This window comes from Alkalihalobacillus sp. AL-G (assembly GCF_030643805.1).
Classification (GTDB): Bacteria; Bacillota; Bacilli; order Bacillales; family Fictibacillaceae; genus Pseudalkalibacillus.
This window is the reverse complement of the sequence record NZ_CP094656.1, coordinates 43,785-65,892: the sequence shown is the minus strand read 5'-3', so window position 1 is coordinate 65,892 and position 22,108 is coordinate 43,785. Positions and strand designations below refer to the sequence as shown.

The 22,108-nt window shown below is 44.6% G+C and carries 19 protein-coding genes, 1 tRNA gene, 3 rRNA genes and 1 other RNA gene; all 24 read right to left on the bottom strand.

Annotation, left to right across the window (positions count from 1 at the left end; translation table 11 throughout):
* Positions 1 to 149: 149 nt before the first annotated feature.
* A complete protein-coding gene (gene yabA / locus MOJ78_RS00315) occupies positions 150 to 512 on the bottom strand; it encodes a DNA replication initiation control protein YabA (protein WP_304979288.1) in 363 nt (120 codons plus the stop codon).
* Between the two features lie 12 nt (positions 513 to 524).
* A complete protein-coding gene (locus MOJ78_RS00310) occupies positions 525 to 1,349 on the bottom strand; it encodes a PSP1 domain-containing protein (protein ID WP_304979287.1) in 825 nt (274 codons plus the stop codon).
* A gap of 4 nt (positions 1,350 to 1,353) precedes the next feature.
* A complete protein-coding gene (gene holB / locus MOJ78_RS00305; protein WP_304979286.1) occupies positions 1,354 to 2,340 on the bottom strand; it encodes a DNA polymerase III subunit delta' in 987 nt (328 codons plus the stop codon).
* A 16-nt stretch (positions 2,341 to 2,356) separates the two neighbouring features.
* Positions 2,357 to 2,797: a YaaR family protein gene (locus MOJ78_RS00300; protein ID WP_304979285.1), complete on the bottom strand. Its 441-nt coding sequence runs from the start codon at positions 2,795 to 2,797 to the stop codon at positions 2,357 to 2,359.
* A 13-nt stretch (positions 2,798 to 2,810) separates the two neighbouring features.
* Positions 2,811 to 3,140 (bottom strand): cyclic di-AMP receptor DarA, encoded by a 330-nt coding sequence (locus MOJ78_RS00295; RefSeq protein WP_304979284.1) that lies wholly within the window; start codon positions 3,138 to 3,140, stop codon positions 2,811 to 2,813.
* A gap of 243 nt (positions 3,141 to 3,383) precedes the next feature.
* Positions 3,384 to 4,019 (bottom strand): dTMP kinase, encoded by a 636-nt coding sequence (tmk, locus tag MOJ78_RS00290; RefSeq protein ID WP_304979283.1) that lies wholly within the window; start codon positions 4,017 to 4,019, stop codon positions 3,384 to 3,386.
* 38 nt (positions 4,020 to 4,057) lie between these two features.
* Positions 4,058 to 5,485 (bottom strand): aminotransferase class I/II-fold pyridoxal phosphate-dependent enzyme, encoded by a 1,428-nt coding sequence (locus MOJ78_RS00285; protein ID WP_304979282.1) that lies wholly within the window; start codon positions 5,483 to 5,485, stop codon positions 4,058 to 4,060.
* A gap of 103 nt (positions 5,486 to 5,588) precedes the next feature.
* Entirely contained in the window at positions 5,589 to 5,777 is a 189-nt protein-coding gene (locus MOJ78_RS00280) for a sigma factor G inhibitor Gin (protein ID WP_304979281.1), read from the bottom strand.
* A 655-nt stretch (positions 5,778 to 6,432) separates the two neighbouring features.
* Positions 6,433 to 6,548: ribosomal RNA gene (rrf, locus tag MOJ78_RS00275) — 5S ribosomal RNA — on the bottom strand.
* Positions 6,549 to 6,683: 135 nt separating this feature from the next.
* Positions 6,684 to 9,616: ribosomal RNA gene (locus MOJ78_RS00270) — 23S ribosomal RNA — on the bottom strand.
* A gap of 213 nt (positions 9,617 to 9,829) precedes the next feature.
* Positions 9,830 to 11,380: ribosomal RNA gene (locus MOJ78_RS00265) — 16S ribosomal RNA — on the bottom strand.
* Together the 16S, 23S and 5S rRNA genes form the textbook arrangement of a ribosomal RNA operon.
* 422 nt (positions 11,381 to 11,802) lie before the next feature.
* Positions 11,803 to 12,066, bottom strand: coding sequence for a pro-sigmaK processing inhibitor BofA family protein (locus tag MOJ78_RS00260; protein WP_304979280.1), 264 nt, complete (start codon positions 12,064 to 12,066; stop codon positions 11,803 to 11,805).
* 70 nt (positions 12,067 to 12,136) lie between these two features.
* Positions 12,137 to 12,358 carry a YaaL family protein gene (locus MOJ78_RS00255; protein WP_304979279.1) on the bottom strand — a complete coding sequence of 74 codons (222 nt, stop codon included), beginning with the start codon at positions 12,356 to 12,358 and terminating at the stop codon, positions 12,137 to 12,139.
* Between the two features lie 20 nt (positions 12,359 to 12,378).
* Positions 12,379 to 12,975: a recombination mediator RecR gene (gene recR, locus MOJ78_RS00250; RefSeq protein WP_304979278.1), complete on the bottom strand. Its 597-nt coding sequence runs from the start codon at positions 12,973 to 12,975 to the stop codon at positions 12,379 to 12,381.
* A gap of 179 nt (positions 12,976 to 13,154) precedes the next feature.
* Positions 13,155 to 13,469 (bottom strand): YbaB/EbfC family nucleoid-associated protein, encoded by a 315-nt coding sequence (locus tag MOJ78_RS00245; RefSeq protein WP_304979277.1) that lies wholly within the window; start codon positions 13,467 to 13,469, stop codon positions 13,155 to 13,157.
* 28 nt (positions 13,470 to 13,497) lie between these two features.
* Entirely contained in the window at positions 13,498 to 15,216 is a 1,719-nt protein-coding gene (gene dnaX / locus MOJ78_RS00240) for a DNA polymerase III subunit gamma/tau (protein WP_304979276.1), read from the bottom strand.
* Between the two features lie 526 nt (positions 15,217 to 15,742).
* Positions 15,743 to 16,008, bottom strand: an RNA gene (ffs, locus tag MOJ78_RS00235) — signal recognition particle sRNA large type.
* Positions 16,009 to 16,099: 91 nt separating this feature from the next.
* A tRNA-Ser gene (locus MOJ78_RS00230) sits at positions 16,100 to 16,192 on the bottom strand.
* A 77-nt stretch (positions 16,193 to 16,269) separates the two neighbouring features.
* Positions 16,270 to 16,749, bottom strand: a complete 480-nt coding sequence (gene tadA / locus MOJ78_RS00225; protein WP_304979275.1) for a tRNA adenosine(34) deaminase TadA — start codon at positions 16,747 to 16,749, stop codon at positions 16,270 to 16,272.
* 127 nt (positions 16,750 to 16,876) lie between these two features.
* Positions 16,877 to 17,716 carry an ABC transporter permease gene (locus tag MOJ78_RS00220; protein ID WP_304979274.1) on the bottom strand — a complete coding sequence of 280 codons (840 nt, stop codon included), beginning with the start codon at positions 17,714 to 17,716 and terminating at the stop codon, positions 16,877 to 16,879.
* Positions 17,700 to 18,926 carry a quaternary amine ABC transporter ATP-binding protein gene (locus tag MOJ78_RS00215; RefSeq protein WP_304979273.1) on the bottom strand — a complete coding sequence of 409 codons (1,227 nt, stop codon included), beginning with the start codon at positions 18,924 to 18,926 and terminating at the stop codon, positions 17,700 to 17,702. The genes MOJ78_RS00220 and MOJ78_RS00215 overlap by 17 nt, the downstream gene beginning before the upstream one ends.
* An 85-nt stretch (positions 18,927 to 19,011) precedes the next feature.
* Positions 19,012 to 19,899 carry a glycine betaine ABC transporter substrate-binding protein gene (locus MOJ78_RS00210; protein WP_304979272.1) on the bottom strand — a complete coding sequence of 296 codons (888 nt, stop codon included), beginning with the start codon at positions 19,897 to 19,899 and terminating at the stop codon, positions 19,012 to 19,014.
* A 263-nt stretch (positions 19,900 to 20,162) separates the two neighbouring features.
* Entirely contained in the window at positions 20,163 to 21,209 is a 1,047-nt protein-coding gene (locus MOJ78_RS00205; RefSeq protein WP_304979271.1) for an ABC transporter permease, read from the bottom strand.
* Position 21,210: 1 nt separating this feature from the next.
* Positions 21,211 to 22,080 carry an ABC transporter permease subunit gene (locus MOJ78_RS00200; RefSeq protein WP_304979270.1) on the bottom strand — a complete coding sequence of 290 codons (870 nt, stop codon included), beginning with the start codon at positions 22,078 to 22,080 and terminating at the stop codon, positions 21,211 to 21,213.
* Between the last annotated feature and the right edge of the window lie 28 nt (positions 22,081 to 22,108).

Sequence of the window (22,108 nt, the reverse complement as noted above, 5' to 3'; positions counted from 1 at the left end):
ATTCGAATCAAGAGGTTGGCATCCATCGCAGCCTTCGTAACAAGAACAAGACGGAATGAGCCAGACCCTTGTGAATCAGTCCGGAAAAATAGAACCGTAATTACAGCAGCCACCACCATATGTAGAGTTGATGGGCTGTTAAACGGCTTTTATTTTTTGTTAAGAAATGACAAACAGAACAAGCAGTCACCTTCAGTTCGGATGCTCCCATAATGCAAATTACAAATATGGAAGCCCTCCTGATATAAACGGGCAAGATTGTCATACCCTTCTCCGACATCCGGCGTATCGCCTTTTGCATCAAAATCCTTAGAGGAAGGTTCCTTTGACTGTTTGCTATTCTCACCACCGCTATCTAATCGGCTCCGTAGATTACTGTTTTCAATTCCCAAATGATGATTTTCTTCTAGGAGAGCAGCTAATTGGACCTTTAGATCTCCAAGCTGTTTATATAAACTTCCGATCTGCTCTTCCATTTCACTAACTCTTGAGAAGATTTCTTTTTTTTCCACGGTTTCACCCCGTTATTCTGTAGCTTGTGAAACGGAGCCTTCATTTATGAGCTCATCCAGAGTAAATTCGATTACGCGTTCACGCTCGAAAAGATCCACTTGCACTAAGCGTTCAAGAATATTCAATCCAACGACTTTTCCACTTCCGTGAGGTGTAAGAATTTTCTCTCCGATGTCCGGAAGCTCTTTTTTAGCAGTTTCATAATCATCGTTCTCGTACTTCAAGCAACACATCAATCGACCGCATAAACCCGAAATCTTGGCAGGATTCAACGACAGGTTTTGGTCTTTTGCCATCTTGATCGATACAGGCTCAAAATCACCTAAAAAGGTCGAGCAGCAGAGCATACGACCACATGGGCCAATACCACCAAGCATTTTTGCCTCGTCCCTTACACCAATCTGGCGCAATTCAATCCGGGTACGGAAGATTGAAGCGAGATCTTTAACGAGCTCTCGAAAATCCACTCGTCCATCCGCAGTGAAATAGAAGATGACTTTGTTCCGATCGAACGTGTACTCGACATCAACAAGCTTCATATCGAGTTCATGTTCGTCGATTTTTTTAATACAAACCTGAAAAGCCTCTTTGGATGCTTCCTTATTTTCCTCGACTGTCAATTGATCCTTCGAATTGGCAACCCGTACTACTTTTTTCAATGGAAGAACGACATCGTTTTCTTCGACCTTCTTTTTAGAGAGGACTGTCTTGCCGTATTCAATCCCTCTCGCCGTTTCGACAATTACAAACGAATTGACATCGATTTCGTGATCACCAGGATCAAAATAATATATTTTACCCGCCTTTTTAAAGCGGACACCAATTACCTCATACACAGGTTTATCCCTCCTGCAATTTAAGCACAAGCTGCTCCATCAACAATTGCTGATTCATGTTCGCTTGTAACCTCCGCTTTGCCTCTAAAATCAGCATCATCTGATCATGAACCCGACGTTGTGAGCGCTTTAATGCTTGGTCGGACAATAAATTTTGTTGATCGTTAAATACGACCGAGTGATTTTCATCCAGCTGGGTGAAAAAAACATCTTTATACCAAATCAACAACAGATCTAAACCTACCTCGACCTGTTGTTTTTCTTTAAAATGGGGATACCAATGTTCCTGTAGAGCTAAAAATGAACGTTGAGGACGTTGAATAAGCTCTTCCATTAATTTTAACACGTTCCTTCTCGCTTGTACAAACCACTCGTCCTGTAAAAACACCTCTGCTTCAGTTTGGTCATTCGTCAATGCAGAAGCAGTACGCGAAAGATGCTCCGGAAATTCATTATTAATCAAGGTGTCGATCAATTGTGTATTGGACTGTGGTGCAAACGTCAAAACCTGGCATCGTGAGATAATCGTATCGAGCAATTGCTGTGGATTTTCCGTTAACAGCAATGCAATCGTTTTTTGCCCAGGCTCCTCCAAGAATTTAAGCAGACTGTTGGCCGCCTGTGTAGTCATCTTGTCGGAGTGCTCAAGAATATACGCTTTTGCCTTTGATTCCAGACCAAGATAGGAAAACTCCTTTTGAAGCTTGCGAATCTGTTCGATTTTTATCGATTGACCATCCGGTTCAACAATATGAACATCAGGGTGATTGCCTGAATCAATCCGTTTGCAGTCTGAGCATTCTCCGCATGGCTCACTCGATTGTCGAACCCGACAGAAATAGGCTTTCGTCAAATGAAAAGCAATTTGTTTCTTGCCTGTTCCTTTACTCCCTTTAAAAAGGTAGGCATGTGCAAGACGATCCTTATTTATGCTGTTCGTTAAAAGCTTTGTTACGTACGGTTGTTTTTCAGATAGTGTGTTCCAGCTCATTTCAATCGACCCTTTTCTAAGTATACAAGTTGACTAGTAACCCCTTGATTTCGCCGATCCTTCCTAACAGATCGATGGCTTTTGTCTCTTTATTCATCATCTCATCAGTCAAGGTAAGCAGCTCCTCATCGATACGCTCGACAAGATGGATGGTTTCTAGATGACCATGTCCGTTCCAGCTTCTTGATTTTTTTAAATGCATACCAAAGTCGACGGTCTCTTTTACGAACCGTTTCACTAAACGTTTATATTCGCGAAGATCTCCGAGAGTTTGGGATTTTAAAAGTCGTTGACCCTGCTGATCAACCTTCGTCAATAATGCTGTCAAATGTCCGCTTTGCAGCTTTTGTTGCTGAGTTTGTACTGCAGAACTGAACTGTCCGGATTTAATAGAAGGCTTAGACCCTTCCTGCAATCTTTGCTCTGCCATCGTCCGAATTTCTTGGCCGATTTTCATTTGGATGCCTCCCTTAGTACTGTATGAACTGTTCGATTGGAAGAACGAATACCGTTGCGCCCCCTACCTCTACTTCCACAGGATAAGGCACATAGGAATCTGCATTTCCGCCCATTGGTGATACAGGTGCTACTAACTGATCACGACTCTGACAATTTTCCTTAATGATATCAAGGACTCGTTGAACATGTTGATCTTCAACACCTATCATGAACGTCGTGTTGCCAGCCTTTAAGAAGCCTCCTGTACTTGCAAGTTTTGTGGCTCGAAAATTGCTTTTCACAAGCGCATCCGATAAACGTGTGCTGTCTTTATCCTGAACAACCGCCATCACAAGCTTCATAACGATAGCCCCTTTCAAAAATTCAATCTTCATGGTTGTTTGAAACAACCTCTTTTATCTATATACTTTTTCCCAATTCATCTGATAATCCTTCTTTTTTATGAAGAAAACTTGGTTATGCTCGCCTTTTTTACGTCTTTCTTCTATTATAACAACGAGCGATACTTGCAGGAAAGCTGAGAGTATCACTGAGAAAGCATTCATCAGAGTAAAACTTGTAGACGCTAGGTGAAGGTATCATGGCTAATCCCTGAACAACCTCTCGTTTAATACTTTTAAAATATCAGCATACACTTGTTCAACAGTTTGCTCCGCATTGATGATCACAAATCGATCGGGAAACATTTTGAGCACACGTTCATATCCATCTTGAACCCTTTGATGGAAGTCCAGTTTTTCTAGGTCAAGCCGGTTCTTTTCCCTTGATTCATTATCGTCTATCCGTCCAAGTCCTGCTTCAGGCGAGATATTGAAATAAAAGGTTAGGTCAGGCATTCGATCCTCTGTCGCAAAACGGTTGATTGAATACACTTCCTCAATCCCGAGATTACGAGCAAACCCTTGGTAAGCAAGACTGCTGTCAATAAACCGATCGCAAAGTACTGTCTTGCCTTCTTGAAGCGCTGGAAGCACTTTTTCAACGAGATGCTGTCTTCTAGCTGCAGCATACAACAATGCTTCCGTCCGACCATCCATTTTTGTATTTTCAGGGTTTAAAATAACTGAGCGAATTTGTTCGGCAATATCGATTCCACCTGGTTCTCGCGTTGAAATAAATGGAACTGAACGTTTTTTGAGTTCTTGATCGAGACGTTGTAATATTGTCGTTTTTCCAGCCCCCTCAGGACCTTCGAACGTAATGAAAATTGGTTTTTTCATAAAATAATTGCCCCCCGGTTATTCTCGTTGCATATCGTTTAATCGACGACTTTTATCTCGCGCTCATGAATTTTGGACCCTTGAAATCGAGCTCCCTTTTCAATTAAATGTTCACAATACTTAATCTGCGCGAGCGTAATCCTTTCACCTTCAATCAGGATCGGAATTCCTGGCGGATAAGGGATGATTGTTTCCGAACAAATTTTTCCAATGGATTGAGCTAATGAAACGTAGGCGTTTGATTTTTGTCGAATCTGTTCTACCGTTAAAATTCGCTCGGTAACACTCGGAAGTAGTTGCAAAAAGGAAGCGTATGGAACTTCATTTTCGATTACATCCAGATCATTTACTGATCGTTTAATACGTGCAGCAATATCTACTGGATCCTTTAATGGCGCTAGCGGTAATACGAGCAATACATGATGCGGGTCAGCGAGTTCAGCAAAAATCCCTTCTTTTTCAAAAAGAGCCTGCAGCTCATACCCCGATCGCGTGGTCTTCGATTTTATTGTGAGCTTTAATGGATCGAGCCAAACGTATCGCCCTTTGCCCCCAATTACCTCTATTTGCGGAATTTCATTTAACAATTGGATAAACGCTTGGATGCTTTTTAAAATATCCATGAGGTCCTTTTCTGAAAGAGAATCCCGGTACGCCCGTGCATAATCAAGTGACGCCATCAAAGGATAAGAAGGGCTGCTCGATTGCAGTATGTATAAATTCTCCTCCAAATGGCCAACATCAATTCTACTTGATCGTACGTGTAAAAAGGACGCCATCGTCATTGCAGGAAGGGTTTTGTGTGCAGAATGAACAACTGCATCTGCGCCCATTTCAAGAGATGATGGCGGAAACGGTTCACCGATACCGAAATGTGCACCATGTGCTTCATCCACCATCACCGGCACACCTTTTTGATGAATATATGTAATCACTTCTGTTAAATCGGCTGTCATCCCATAATAATTCGGATTGGTTAAAACGACGGCACTAAACGAACGGTGGTGTTCAAATGCTGACTTGACCTGATCCAATTCAATCCCCGTTGCCAGTCCTGTTTTCGTATCAACCTCTGGCGTGATGAAAACCGGATGGGCACCAGAAAGTTTAATTCCATTCATGACCGATTTATGGCTGTTCCGTTGAACGAGAATTTTCGAACCTCGCTTGCATAACGTCATAATCATCGCCAGGTTCCCGATAGTCGTTCCATTCACTAAAAAGTAACTTCGATCTGAACCATATGCTTCCGCGGTCAGATCCTGTGCTTCTTTTATTACTCCGGTAGGGTCATGTAAGTCATCCAAACCAGTCAATTCTGTTGCATCGATCGATAAAAGAGTATTGGACCACTCCGTTTCAGCCCATAGCAGCCCATTTTTATGCCCTGGAACATGAAAAGAATACGTTTCTTCCTTACGGTGCCTTAAAAGCTGGTCGATTAACGGCGTACGTACATGTTTCATTTAATATCCTTCCGCTTCCAAATAATATGTTCTTGTTTCATTTTATCAGAAAAACGAATTTCCCGCTTTTGTACAAAATAAAAAACAGGTGTTGGTCACCTGCCTAACATGAAACACGATTTATTTTTCGAAGTTTTTCTATAAAATATTGATACTCCTCATCATCTGTATCCGTCGAAATCATCTTCTGCTCACAATTACAGCATAAAAAGTGATGAAAAATATGGATCCCCTTTTCCGCTTTCTTCTCACAAACCATACATGTTTCCAAAGTCTGCTTTGTAGCTTTCACTTCTCCCACCTCCATCACAAGTATGGCCTGAAACGATTTAAAATATACAAAACCGATTCAATTTTTTGAAAATAGATAGGTGCTATCGTAAATGTATGATAGGACACTCAGAATTGTGTATGTCTACCTAAAGAAAAACTAAGCTAGCGCTAAGCTTTTCTCAATAGAATAGCGGAAACGAGGTCACCTCGTTTCTTCCTTACTTCTTTTCATTTCAACAGGGGTTGGCAGAGGTTGGCTGTCTAGTTTTCTAGAGCACTTCGCTCATCTCAGCCCTAAAATTAACTTAACAAGGAATCTTGACGAGAATTGTCTTTTTTAGTTCTTTTTTACTACGCGTGGTCGATATATTGTGGTTTGTGGTTGATATATTTTGATTCGTGGTTGATAAAATTGATTTTGTGGTCGATATATCAGACTCCGTGGTTGATATATTGTTTCTTCGCTGAATTAGAAAAGTTTTTAAGAAGTAATTTCATTGATTTCAAAGAAATTCGATCGTTAACTGCGTAAAAAAGTGATAATTTGATCAAAAAGGAACGGCTTTTAACTAAAATAAGTGCGGTTAGAAACGAGGACACCCCGTTTCTTCCTTTTTTCATTTCATTTCAATAAAAAAAGATGAAACGAATCTGAATTCGTTTCATCTTTTTGCGCCCGGCGACGTCCTACTCTCACAGGGGGAAGCCCCCAATTACCATTGGCGCTGAAGAGCTTAACTTCCGTGTTCGGCATGGGAACGGGTGTGACCTCTTCGCCGTCGTCACCAGACTACTTATACAGGATGTGTTGACTTCGATGTTCACCACAGGACGTGGTGGTCTTTAGTCGAAGTTCCTTTTTTTAGGAAACCACATTCCTTCAAAACTAGATAACGTCCATTCTTGATTCAAACATCGATTTTTTGAGGTTAAGTCCTCGATCAATTAGTATCTGTCAGCTCCACGTGTCACCACGCTTCCACACCAGACCTATCAACCTCATCTTCTCTGAGGGATCTTACTCGCTTGACGCGATGGGAAATCTCATCTTGAGGGGGGCTTCATGCTTAGATGCTTTCAGCACTTATCCCGTCCACACGTAGCTACCCAGCTATGCTCCTGGTGGAACAACTGGTACACCAGCGGTGTGTCCATCCCGGTCCTCTCGTACTAAGGACAGCTCCTCTCAAATTTCCTGCGCCCGCGACGGATAGGGACCGAACTGTCTCACGACGTTCTGAACCCAGCTCGCGTACCGCTTTAATGGGCGAACAGCCCAACCCTTGGGACCTACTTCAGCCCCAGGATGCGATGAGCCGACATCGAGGTGCCAAACCTCCCCGTCGATGTGGACTCTTGGGGGAGATAAGCCTGTTATCCCCAGGGTAGCTTTTATCCGTTGAGCGATGGCCCTTCCATGCGGAACCACCGGATCACTAAGCCCGACTTTCGTCCCTGCTCGACTTGTAGGTCTCGCAGTCAAGCTCCCTTGTGCCTTTACACTCTGCGAATGATTTCCAACCATTCTGAGGGAACCTTTGGGCGCCTCCGTTACACTTTAGGAGGCGACCGCCCCAGTCAAACTGCCCACCTGACACTGTCTCCGAACCGGATCACGGTCCTGGGTTAGAATTTCAATACCGTCAGGGTAGTATCCCACCGACGCCTCCACCGAACCTGGCGGTCCGGCTTCTTAGGCTCCTACCTATCCTGTACAAACGATACCAAAATCCAATATCAGGCTACAGTAAAGCTCCATGGGGTCTTTCCGTCCTGTCGCGGGTAACCTGCATCTTCACAGGTACTATAATTTCACCGGGTCTCTCGTTGAGACAGTATCCAAGTCGTTGCACCTTTCGTGCGGGTCGGAACTTACCCGACAAGGAATTTCGCTACCTTAGGACCGTTATAGTTACGGCCGCCGTTTACTGGGGCTTCGATTCAGAGCTTCTCCCGTAAGGGATAACCCCTCCTCTTAACCTTCCAGCACCGGGCAGGTGTCAGCCCCTATACTTCGCCTTACGGCTTCGCAGAGACCTGTGTTTTTGCTAAACAGTCGCTTGGATCTTTTCACTGCGGCTCTCTCGGGCTTGCACCCTATCAGAGCACCCCTTCTCCCGAAGTTACGGGGTCATTTTGCCGAGTTCCTTAACGAGAGTTCTCCCGAGCATCTTAGGATTCTCTCCTCGCCTACCTGTGTCGGTTTGCGGTACGGGCACCTCTTTCCTCGCTAGAGGCTTTTCTTGGCAGTGTAGGATCAGGGACTTCGGTACTTTAGTTCCCTCGCCATCACAGCTCCGCCGTTATGGTGGACGGATTTGCCTATCCACCGGCCTAACTGCTTGGACGCGCATATCCAAAAGCGCGCTCTCCCTACCTTCCTGCGTCCCCCCGTTGCTCAAACGGAAAGGAGGTGGTACAGGAATTTCAACCTGTTGGCCATCGCCTACGCCTTTCGGCCTCGGCTTAGGTCCCGACTAACCCTGAGCGGACGAGCCTTCCTCAGGAAACCTTGGGCTTTCGATGGAGAAGATTCTCACTTCTCTTTTCGCTACTCGGCATTCTCACTTCAAAGCGCTCCACGAGTCCTTCCGGTCTCGCTTCTCAGCCCTTTGAACGCTCCCCTACCACTGTACCATCGGTACAATCCATAGCTTCGGTGATACGTTTAGCCCCGGTACATTTTCGGCGCAGAGTCACTCGACCAGTGAGCTATTACGCACTCTTTAAATGGTGGCTGCTTCTAAGCCAACATCCTGGTTGTCTGGGCAACTCCACATCCTTTTCCACTTAACGTATACTTGGGGACCTTAGCTGATGGTCTGGGCTGTTTCCCTTTCGACTACGGATCTTATCACTCGCAGTCTGACTCCCGTGGATAAGTTGCTGGCATTCGGAGTTTGACTGAATTCGGTAATCCTGTGGGGACCCCTAGTCCAATCAGTGCTCTACCTCCAGAACTCTAGCCACGAGGCTAGCCCTAAAGCTATTTCGGGGAGAACCAGCTATCTCCGAGTTCGATTGGCATTTCACCCCTACCCACACCTCATCCCCGCACTTTTCAACGTGCGTGGGTTCGGGCCTCCATTCAGTGTTACCTGAACTTCACCCTGGACATGGGTAGATCACTCGGTTTCGGGTCTACGACCACGTACTCGATTCGCCCTGTTCAGACTCGCTTTCGCTGCGGCTCCGTCTTTTCAACTTAACCTTGCACGTGATCGTAACTCGCCGGTTCATTCTACAAAAGGCACGCCGTCACCCGTTAACGGGCTCCGACTACTTGTAAGCACACGGTTTCAGGATCTTTTTCACTCCCCTTCCGGGGTGCTTTTCACCTTTCCCTCACGGTACTGGTTCACTATCGGTCACTAGGGAGTATTTAGCCTTGGGAGATGGTCCTCCCAGCTTCCGACGGGGTTTCACGTGTCCCGCCGTACTCAGGATCCACTCTGGAGGGAGCGACGTTTTGGCTACAGGGCTGTTACCTCCTCTGGCGGGTCTTTCCAGACCACTTCACCTACGCCGTTCCTTTCTAACTCCGTATAGAGTGTCCTACAACCCCAAGAGGCAAGCCTCTTGGTTTGGGCTGATTCCGTTTCGCTCGCCGCTACTCAGGAAATCGCAATTGCTTTCTCTTCCTCTGGGTACTAAGATGTTTCAGTTCCCCAGGTCTGCCTTCTCATACCCTATGTATTCAGGTATGGATACTGTCCCATTACGGACAGTGGGTTCCCCCATTCGGAAATCCCCGGATCAAAGCCTACTTACAGCTCCCCGAGGCATATCGGTGTTCGTCCCGTCCTTCTTCGGCTCCTAGTGCCAAGGCATTCACCGTGCGCCCTTCATAACTTAACCAATGATGCTCACGATCGCTCGTGAGTATCGGTTTTCATGATGCCGAAGCATCACATTAACGCATAGTTTCGATGTCTTGTTATCAAGAATTTTCGTTATCTAGTTTTCAAGGAACAAAGTTCTCCATTTACATGAAGAATGTTCTGAAAGAACAAATAGCTCTTTCAAAACTAAACAAAAGCCAAAGCGTGATGTCCTAAAAGGACTCCTTAGAAAGGAGGTGATCCAGCCGCACCTTCCGATACGGCTACCTTGTTACGACTTCACCCCAATCATCTGTCCCACCTTCGGCGGCTGGTTCCAAAAGGTTACCCCACCGACTTCGGGTGTTACAAACTCTCGTGGTGTGACGGGCGGTGTGTACAAGGCCCGGGAACGTATTCACCGCGGCATGCTGATCCGCGATTACTAGCAATTCCGGCTTCATGCAGGCGAGTTGCAGCCTGCAATCCGAACTGAGAATGGCTTTATGGGATTCGCTCAACCTCGCGGTTTTGCTGCCCTTTGTACCATCCATTGTAGCACGTGTGTAGCCCAGGTCATAAGGGGCATGATGATTTGACGTCGTCCCCACCTTCCTCCGGTTTGTCACCGGCAGTCACCTTAGAGTGCCCAACTGAATGCTGGCAACTAAGATCAAGGGTTGCGCTCGTTGCGGGACTTAACCCAACATCTCACGACACGAGCTGACGACAACCATGCACCACCTGTCACTTCGTCCCCCGAAGGGGAACCTTCTATCTCTAGAAGTAGCGAAGGATGTCAAGACCTGGTAAGGTTCTTCGCGTTGCTTCGAATTAAACCACATGCTCCACTGCTTGTGCGGGCCCCCGTCAATTCCTTTGAGTTTCAACCTTGCGGTCGTACTCCCCAGGCGGAGTGCTTAATGTGTTAACGTCAGCACTGAGGGTGGAACCCCCCAACACCTAGCACTCATCGTTTACGGCGTGGACTACCAGGGTATCTAATCCTGTTTGCTCCCCACGCTTTCGCGCCTCAGCGTCAGTTACTGGCCAGAGAGCCGCCTTCGCCACTGGTGTTCCTCCACATATCTACGCATTTCACCGCTACACGTGGAATTCCACTCTCCTCTCCAGTACTCAAGTCCCCCAGTTTCCAATGACCCTCCACGGTTGAGCCGTGGGCTTTCACATCAGACTTAAGAGACCGCCTGCGCGCGCTTTACGCCCAATAATTCCGGACAACGCTTGCCACCTACGTATTACCGCGGCTGCTGGCACGTAGTTAGCCGTGGCTTTCTGGTCAGGTACCGTCAAGGTACCGCCCTGTTCGAACGGTACTTGTTCTTCCCTGACAACAGAGTTTTACGACCCGAAGGCCTTCCTCACTCACGCGGCGTTGCTCGGTCAGACTTTCGTCCATTGCCGAAGATTCCCTACTGCTGCCTCCCGTAGGAGTCTGGGCCGTGTCTCAGTCCCAGTGTGGCCGATCACCCTCTCAGGTCGGCTACGCATCGTCGCCTTGGTGAGCCCTTACCTCACCAACTAGCTAATGCGCCGCGGGCCCATCTGTAAGTGATAGCCGAAGCCATCTTTTATCTTCCCCCTATGCAGAGAGAAAAGTTATCCGGTATTAGCCCCGGTTTCCCGGAGTTATCCCAGTCTTACAGGCAGGTTGCCCACGTGTTACTCACCCGTCCGCCGCTAACCTCTAAGGAGCAAGCTCCTCGTCGGTTCGCTCGACTTGCATGTATTAGGCACGCCGCCAGCGTTCGTCCTGAGCCAGGATCAAACTCTCCAATAAAGTTGAAGTTTGACTTGCTCATAGTTTAAATAATAAAAATTGTGACGCACATGGATGTGCTAACTTCGGTGTTGTCACAGGACGTGACGTTCTTAACCGAAGAACCATAAATCCATGTAGGTCCGTTTCACGCTTGGCTTTTGTTCAGTTTTCAAAGAGCTGAACGGAAGTGTTTCGTTCCGCTGTCGCCTTGTTGCGACTCTTAATATACTATCATCTTCTCCTTAGCTTGTCAAAGACTTTTTTTAAGAAGATTTCCTGTCCGCTTAAAAGCGACGTTGATAACTATAGCATGTGTACGGGGATTTTACAACCCATTCCTTAACTTGATTTATTCAAATATATTTTATTCATAATAAACGCAAGAAAAAGGAGCTAATGATAAATGCAGCTCCTTTTACGATAACCTGATTGACATTCATTTAGAGAATGATTTTCTGAATGGCAACGAGCGCTAATAATCCTGGGATTCCAAGAAACCCTGAAACGGATGCTGTAATCAGATTGATCGGAACATGGAGGTTGATGGCTGTCCCAAATGCATTCATAAAAAATAACAATAAGGCCCCGATCACAAGTTTAATGGCACCTTGTCCGATCCATCGTAATGGCCGTAACGGTGCTCCGATCATCAATAACAAAACAATCAATCCGCAAACGATGGTTAACACCCAGAACGGATCCATATGACACTCCCCCTCACAGTTTGTCTTGTTTATCTTATGTAGGGGTAAATAAAAAAAGAACGAGAAGTCATCAAAAACTTCTCATTCTTACTCCTCTTGCCTTTGCTTCTTTCAAAAGAAAAAAGTATTTCACTTTTGCAAGCTGAACCTCATATAAAACCTGTTCGGAGGGCTCGACACTATTTTCAATCAGCTCTTTCTTTTTGAGCCATTCGTTACGAACGGTTTCTAGTGTCGTTAATAATCGTTCATTCGCTTCCTTACGAAGACGTCCTTTGCGATTAAAGAACACTCGGTTTTCCTCCAAGCTGTTTAAATTTCTCTGCGTCCTTCTAATGCACGCGATAAGGTGACTTCATCTGCGTATTCAAGGTCTCCCCCTACTGGAAGACCGTGGGCAATCCGCGTAATCTTAATTCCGGTCGGCTTTACGAGACGACTAATATACATTGCTGTCGCTTCACCTTCTATATTCGGATCCGTCGCCATAATGATTTCCTGGACAGTATCATCCTGAAGTCGTTTAAGCAGCTCAGCAACTTTAATATCTTCTGGACCAATCCCTTCAACTGGTGAAATCGCACCATGCAGCACATGGTACAAACCTCGGTATTCTTTCATTTTTTCCATTGCGATAACGTCTTTCGAGTCATGAACGACACAAATGGTCGAGAGATCCCGACTGGAGTCTTCACAGATCATACATGGGTCACGATCGGTTATATGATGGCAGTTGGTGCAATACGTAAGGTCTCTTTTTGCATTCACGAGCGCCTTACCGAATTCGAATACATCGTCTTCTTTCATCTCTAATACAAAAAACGCCAGACGAACCGCAGTTTTCGGTCCGATACCTGGCAGTTTCATAAAGCTATCGATCAGTTTTGAGATCGGTTCAGGATAATGCACTAATAATTCCTCCTAAAGGTGCATGTTCAAAAAGTTCAAAAGTCCACGAATCAGAAACAAGAAGTTCAAGGCACGACAGTTTTGAGGACCGGAATGTATGGTGTTAATACATGAGGACCGGAAAAACCGAGTACGCTGAATTTCGCTGTTTATCATTCGGTGACATTTTTGAACCTCCCTTAAAACATTCCTGGCAAATTCATACCCTTTGTAAACTGACCCATATCTTTATTTACAAGCTCATCTACCTTTTTAAGTGCATCGTTTGTTGCTGCAAGCACTAAATCCTGAAGCATATCGGCATCATCCGGGTCGATGACTTCTTCTTTAATGACAATGTCGATCACTTCTTTGTGGCCGTTTGCTGTTACGGTTACCATACCGCCGCCAGCAGTACCTTCTACTATTTTGTCTTTTAGTTCTTCCTGTGCTTTTGCCATTTGCTTTTGCATCTTCTGCATTTGTTTCATCATGTTATTCATATTGCCCTTCATCGGACTTCATCTCCTTTTTTTCTTATAATCAATCTTCTATTTCAATCAATTCCGAACCAACAAGCTTAATGGCCTCAGTTACGATTGGATCCTCCTTCTCCTTTTGTTGTTCAGGAGGGTCCTCCTCTTCACCTGAAGAAGAATGCCGCTGTTCTTTAATAAAAGACTCTTTGACAGCTTGCCAGTCTTCCTCAAGAATGGTCAGCATCATCATAGGATGTCCTACGTTTTCCATAACGACTGCTTCTACGCACTCACGGATGTTATCTTTCGATGCCATCTGACTATGCAACTCATGCTGGAAGGCTAGCAAGAATGCTCCGTTCGAACTCGCCACAGGCGTCGCATCTACCATCCAGGCATGGGCATTGACCATTCTGGATCTGATCTGTTCCATAATGTCGCCCCATTTTCCTCGTAAAAGCTGAAGGTCCTGTTTGGTAGCGCCATTGAGCATCTCTTTAATACGGCCTGTTGACACTTTGGCTTTCGGTGTTTTCGATTGGAATGTCCTTTTTTGTGACTTTTGCTCTGGGTTCGCCGCCCCACCAGACGCAGGTACACCTGACTCTTTTAACGACTTAAGCTCTTGTTCCAGTTTTTCGATTCGTTGAAGTAATGGTTGAACATTTGTTGCGGATTCTTGGGTTTGCGGAGGCTTGCTGTTTTCCTGACTCAATTTCACAATCGCCATTTCCAAATGAATCCTCGGGTGGTTCGTCCATTTCATTTCTTGCTGGGCTTGATTCAACGTATTGATGACGTCATATATCCAGTCCTTCGAAACTTGTTTTGCAAGATCGACGAACTCCTGGTCAACCTGTGCTCGGTCAAGAACTTCTTCAAGGTTCGGTGCTGTTTGATACAACAGCATATCCCTGTAGTAATAGATCAAGTCAGCAATGAAACGGACAGGGTCTTTTCCATGCTCCATCAACTGATCTATCTGCTTTAAGGCTCCTATTGCGTCCTGATCCTGAAAAGCTTTTGTAATTTCTGATAAAAAGGATTGTGAAACAGAACCTGTAACCGCCAGAACATCTTCAACGGTGACATTTTCTTCGCTATATGAAACAGCTTGATCGAGAATACTGAGTGCATCTCGCATACCGCCTTCCGCTGCTCTTGCAACGAGATGCAGTGCATCTTCATTAGCCTCAATGCCTTGCGACTCAATGACCGTATTCATTCGTGATACGAGAGCTTGACTCGAAATCCTTCGGAAATCAAAACGCTGACACCTTGATATGATCGTTAATGGAATCTTGTGAGGCTCAGTTGTAGCGAGAATGAAAATAACGTGCTTTGGTGGTTCTTCTAGGGTTTTGAGAAGCGCGTTAAAAGCACCAATCGAAAGCATATGTACTTCATCGATGATATACACCTTATATTGAACAACGCTTGGTGCGTATTTTACTTTATCACGGATATCCCGAATTTCATCAACGCCATTATTAGAAGCGGCATCAATTTCAATTACGTCGGAGATCGATCCATTCATAATTCCGCGGCATGCGTCACATTCGTTACAAGGTTCGCGTACAGGAGCTTTTTCACAGTTGACTGTCTTGGCGATAATTTTAGCTGCACTTGTTTTCCCGGTTCCCCTGGGTCCGCTGAACAAATAAGCATGCGACAGCTTTTCCTGCATAAGGGCATTTTGCAAGGTTTTCGTTATATGCTCTTGCCCGACCATGTCTTGAAACTGTTGGGGTCGGTATAGCCGGTACAATGCTTGATAGGCCATCCACATGCCCTCCTCTTCCTAGGTTCTCATCCTTTTCCATTATACCGATTTTGACGTGGTTTTTCAAAGCTGCAATAAAGAATCAAAGGTGAGATTTTTCATTGTTGAAGTTTTTCCGGGACTCTGTAAAAGGTCTGGCATATGTGCAGGACCATTGCAAGCAAGAAATTGAGGGATCGCATACGCTTTTTGTAAAAAAATCCTCCGTTGAGCGCAATTCGGGTGAAAAAACCTAATTTTGCGTGTATTGAGATGAACATAATAAAAAAGACCCAAAAGCGAACTTCATTTGCTTTAGTACGCCGAAGTTTCCCCATTGAGCGCCGGTCACTCAGTTCTGAGCGCCGAACTTATTGCCTTAAGCGCCGAACTTTCGGGAACAACCGCCGGACTTTTACCTCTGAGCGCCGAACCAGTCGATTTCAGCCTCGCTTATAACTTACACTTTCCGCTGCACTTTTTTACATTCAATATGTAAAAAACTCACTCGATTAAGAGTGAGTTCCTATATTAGTTAAATTAAGCGCCGTGCACCTTCCGTCGATAAAGCCTTCATAAGCGTTACACTTGCAGTTAGCTCGATCCAGGCAACCCCGCGGCACACGGAGAAAACCCACTTACTGCTGCTTCCTTCCGGACCTGACAGGGTTCATGGGGTTCCGTTGCGCAGGACCCGGATGTCAACACCACTTACAAGCGGCAGGCCTTACGTCAGCTTACCTCGGGAAGGGATTCAGTCTCGCTATAGCGGATTGCGAGTACAGGGCACCGCTACCTCCCCACCTAGCACGGCAAAGTTGATAATAAAGTTAGGCGCAATCTTTTAATGCGCAAATTCAAGTATACGCTCGATTCGGCGTAAAATCAACTGTAAAATTCAGGATGGAGGAGGCGAGAGGATTTGAACCCCCGCGGCGTGTGAACGCCCTAACTGATTTCGAGTCAGTCCCCTTCAGCCAGACTTGGGTACGCCTCCATATCCAAAGCCTAAATTGTTTGTTTACAGCAGAAAATACTATAACATGGCGTGCGATTTTCTTCAAGCATGCCTCTCTACTTGTCGACCTTCTTTTTCCTTTTCCTCAAGGTTCGAAAAAATGCGCTTAATAGTTCTCCGCATTCCTCAGCTAATACACCTGACGTAATGACCGCCTGGTGATTGAACCGAGGTTCGTCAAGCAGGTTCATGATTGTACCGGCGCAGCCTCCTTTTGGATCATCCGCCCCGTAAACCACTCGGTCGACTCTAGAAAGTATAATAGCTCCTGAGCACATCGGACAGGGCTCCAAAGTAACGTATAATGTGCATTCGTTCAAACGCCAGGTTCCAAGGCTTTTACATGCCTCATCAATCGCTAATAGCTCCGCATGGGCAATTGCACGTTGTTCTGTTTCTCTTAGATTATGACCAGATGCAATGATATTATCGTCTTTCACAATGACGGCTCCAATAGGAACTTCCCCTAAAGAAGATGCCTGATGGGCAATCTCAATTGCCTTTTTCATATAAAATTCATCCATTGTACCATGCATGTGTGTTTCTCCTAGTAATAAGCTATACATACAACTTTACCTTATTTTGCTTTTGAAATACAATGCTCAGCAATCGTTGGATGGGCATCTTCCTAATTTCTTATGACAATTGAGGAATTCCAAATTCTTAGTTCTCTGTTTTTCCCCTTCCGATGTTTTGAGAAATTCGATCAAGCATGATTGCAAGTATAACAATAGATAAACCTGCTTCAAACCCGATTCCTACACGTATCTGGGTGACCGCCCGATACACATCCGCACCGAGGCCAGGTGCACCAACGAGGGACGCAATGACAACCATAGACAACGCCAGCATAATACTTTGGTTGATACCAGCCATGATCGTCGGCATTGCTAACGGCAGCTCGATTTTATATAGCTTTTGACGTGTTGTTGAACCAAAGGCATTTGCAGCTTCAATTAAATCTTCCGGAACCTGACGAATTCCGAGGTTCGTTAAGCGGATTGTTGGAGGCATTGCAAAAATAACCGAAGCGATGATACCTGGTACTACCCCGATTCCGAAAAAGAGTATAGAAGGGATCAGATACACGAACGCTGGCATCGTTTGCATAAAGTCGAGGACCGGTGTAGCAAGATTTTTAACTGTATCACTTTGGGAGGCCCAAATTCCAAAAGGAATCCCTATGATGATCGAAATAATAACAGAGGTCAGAACAAGCGCTAAAGTATCGATGGTCGCTGGCCAATATCCTAGATTATTTATGAAAAGCAATCCAACTAACGTGAACAATGCGACACCCCAGCGGCTGGTCCACCATGCAATGATGGTAAAGATACCAATTAAGGCTAAGGCTGGCACAGAAGAAAGGATGGTAACCAGTAAGTCGACAAACCATTGGATTGCAATAGACAGGTTATTAAACAAACCCCCAAAAGTGGTAGTCAAATAAGTAACGACTTCTTCTACCCATTGCGCTAGTGGAATCTTAGGAAAGATTTGCATCTGGTTTCACCCCTTCGACATTCAAATTCTGTTCGTTTCCAGCAAGTGCCCCGATTACAGCTCCTCGGACGACGATTCCTTTTAACCGGTTGGTATCATCCACAACAGGAATCGGAAGGTTAGTAGCGGCCATTTTGTCGTACATTTCATTTAATAACGTTTCTGGGGACACAGTCGGTAGGTCGCGTTTCAAGATATCTTCTAATGATGACCCATCCTCGATCGCTCCTTTTACGTCATCTGCAATGACTGCTCCAAGCAATTGTTTTTTGTTGTCAACAATATAGACACTTGAGATACCTTCATCCCTCATGAGTTGTAATGCAACACGAGGACCTCGGTCCAATCGTACGGTTTCAGCCCGTTTCATAACATGAGACGCAGTTAGAACTTTAGAAAGATCGACATCCTCAACAAATCGTTCGACATAATCGTTCGCAGGATCCATCAATATTTCTTCAGGTGTGCCAACTTGTACAACAGCACCATCCTTCATTAACGCGATTCGATCACCGATGCGAAGTGCTTCATCCAGGTCATGTGTAATAAATACAATGGTTTTTTCCATTCTTTCCTGAAGCTCAAGCAATTCATCCTGCATATCTTTGCGAATCAGTGGATCTAATGCACTGAATGCTTCGTCCATCAATAAAATATCTGGATCATTCGCAAGGGCTCTAGCAAGGCCGACACGCTGCTGCATTCCTCCACTGAGCTCTGCTGGATAGCTGTTTTCATACCCTACTAATCCAACCAGTTCTAATGAATTCATGGCTTTTTCTCTTCTTTCCTCTTTCGAAACCCCCTGTACCTCAAGCCCGTATTCTGCGTTTTCAATTATCGATCGATGTGGAAAAAGGGCAAACCGCTGAAAAACCATACTCATTTTTTTACGTCGAATTTCACGGAGTTGATCTTTTTTCATTCCAATGATTTCGTCCCCATCGATGATGACTTGTCCATCGGTTGGTTTGATTAAACGATTGAGCATACGAACAAGTGTTGATTTCCCGCTTCCAGAAAGACCCATGATGACAAAGATCTCTCCAGGATAGATATCAAAACTTGCTTTATTAACCCCAACTGTCATACCTGTCTCTTCTAAGATCTCTTGTTTCGTTTTACCATTATTCAGTAAGTTGACCCCTTGTTTAGGATGTTTACCGAAAATTTTTGTAATGCTGTGGACTTTGATTTTTGGTTCTGCCATCTTTTCACCTCTATCTACGGTGTAAAATCTTATATTGGGATGTTCAAAAAGGAGAGCTATTCATCAATAGCTCTCTATTTCCACACTATTTTTCCTCGTCGGATTGTGTCCACTTGTCTACGAGTTCTTGATTGTCTTCTATCCACTGCTTGGCACCTTCTGCTGGATCTCCGCTTTCCTTAATGACGGCCATTAGCGTGCCTAAGCTTTTATCATCCATTTTCCAATTGTTCATCCATTTTAAAACTTCCGGAAAATCATCACCAAAACCTTTTCTGGTCATGAAGTAGATGTCATCCGGTTCTCCATACACTTTCTTTGGATCCTCTAAATATTTTAGCTCATATTCAGCAAATGCCCAGTGTGGGTTCCATAATGTAACAACAATTGGTTCTTCATTTTTATATGCACTTTGGAGTTCACTCATCATCGCTGGTCCAGAGCTTTCGATAAGTTCATAATCCAGTTTGTACTCCTTCACTGCATCACGAGTAAGTTTCATCAGACTCGCACCAGGGTCAATACCGACAATTTCCGTAATACCAAGTTGTTCTTTCTTTGCGTTCAATTCTTCAATGCTGTTGATATCCATATATTTTGGTACGACAAGACCGAGACCTGTCCCTTTGTACCAGGTTTCATGCAGTTCAATTTTGTCTTTATATTCTTCATATAATGGTTTATCGGTGGTCGGTAGCCAGACTTCAGGGGCTAGATCAAGATCCTTCCTTGCAATTCCAGCCCAAACAGGTGATTTTTCCATCGCTTTCAAGTTTACGGTATACCCTTTTTCTTCAAGGATTACTTTCCACATGTTGGACACTGCGATATTCTCAGCCCAGTTGTTTAAGCCAATTATAATCGTTCCCTTGTTTTCACCATCACCGTTTCCATCTTCTGCACCGCCTGCACAACCAACGAGAGATAAGGTTGTCAGGAAGGTCAGAGCAATTAATATTAGGTATTTTCTCATAGATGCACTCCCTATCCTTTATAAAGTATCTACTATTCAAAAGTATCTCTATTTAAGGAGGTATTCATGCAAAAACAATGATTCAAATAAAATATATCTACAATAAAGAAAACTCGGCGATTGCCGAACCTTTAGGTGAAAGCAGAGTCGTACTTGCCCTTATACTAAGAAAGTATTTCTTCGTGCGAAAAAGCCCACCTCCTAAGAGATGAGCTGATTGTTTCTTATTGTTGATAATTATTTGTACCTGGCGTTTTATTGGATCATTGTTTATCTTCTAGCCTTAACTCTCTTCGTTGTACAGTGCCATTTTGGGTAAGAGGAACGAATTGTTTCTCATCTGGGGTTTGGTCTATGGCTGCCTCTGTTGTCCTTTTCGGCCTATTTAAAACGCGCCAGTTTTCACTTGCTGTCTTGATTCCTTCAAGCATGAGATTCATCGCAAGAATCGTTAATGCGAAGAAAATGATCGGAACGAGAACGACCCATGGCGTGATCGTCAGTTTGTGTATACCGGCGCCGATCAAACCCGACCATTCATACGAAATTGATTGAGGAGGGTCTGGCCACATTGGATCAAAACTGTGATTCGTCCCTCCGAAAAAGACCTTGAAAAAACCGAGGTGGGCAAGGACGAGCATAGTCTGGACGAGCTGCTGCATGAATACAATCCAAAGCTGAGGCTGAATGTGCGGTCGTACATGCTTCCACAATATATGGAGCCGGCTTCCCCCAATGATTTTTGCACCATCGACAAATTCCTGTTTAAATACTCGCCCCATCTCATTGCCGATCAAGATCGAAACCGGTGGCACGGCGAGAAATGCTAAAATGACGATTTCCAAACCGACCCGCTCCCAGAATGTATACGCGAACCCGGCTCTCGACTCCACAAGGAACGGGGTTAAGATGAACAAAGCCAAAATCGTAACTGGAACATAATTGAACACGTCGACCATCCACGTTACATAACGACGGAACCGATATAAATAAGCGCCATACAAGACACCTAATATAAATGAAACAACGAGGCGAAGCAAAGCGATGATCACCGCAAATCCGATCGTATATTTCGCTCCGATGGAAATCATATGTGTAAAATGGAACCCAAGTCCGTCCGTACCAAAGGGAATATCCCATCCCGGGGAAATCGGAGATGCTTCAACTGCTCTTGCACCGTCGTAAATGATCTGCGTCTGAGCAACATAATTATCCCAAACGAACGTATGGAGAAGGCTGATTGTTAATAACGTTGCTAAAAAGAAAAATCCGATCAAAAAATAGCCATTTGTAAATAGTCGTTTGGCCATCCTACATCACAACCTTTTCATTCGTAGATCTCTCGAGCAGCCATTGCCCTAGAACAAGAAGTAAAAAGATCGGAATAAAAATGGCTAAAAGGCTGACGGCAAATATAACCGGATTCAAATATTCAAATAAAAATCTCATAATTCCGTCAATGTTGAAAATGTATTCGAGAATCAATAAATTCGAAAGCATGAACCAAATAATCGTTTTCGTGTGATTCAAAATACTCGCCATCGAGTTCCGAAGCACATGAACGATCAGAATTTTACGTTGGACAAGCCCTTTCGCTTTAGCAAGCTCAACATATTGTTTTTCAAGCTCATTTTCCACAATTGAAACCATCACTTTAAAATACTGAATCATTGGCAGAATGGATAAGCAAATGATCGGCATTATGTAAATCGGTTCTCCCGGCATGGATGCCACTTCAAAAACGAGCAAGCCTGTATTTTTATATAGCCAGACAATGATAACCTGGCACATGATGATGATCAATAAATCAGGCAATGATTCGAATACGAAGGTAATAACCTTGATCCGCCTAATCCATTTACGTGGTAAAAGCATCGTAATGAACGTTAAAAAACCTGCCGCAAACAAGGCCACTAATATAGCAGTCATCAGAACAGTCAATGAATACACAACCATATCAGTCATTTGAGGCATTAATGGTCGCAGCGTTCCTCCGGTATTGTATTTTACATCTGAAAGGTTCAATAGCCCTGTGAAAACCTGTTGAAGACCCTCAAAATAACCTGTCCAGTTTAATGCAAAAGACCCTCCCGTCGGCATAAGCCTCGGAAGTCCCGCCATTAAAATAATGCCCACGACAATGAACACAAAGCGAAATAATTGCTGTGCGACAAACTTCATAGTAGCCCCCTTATCTTTCTGACCAGCT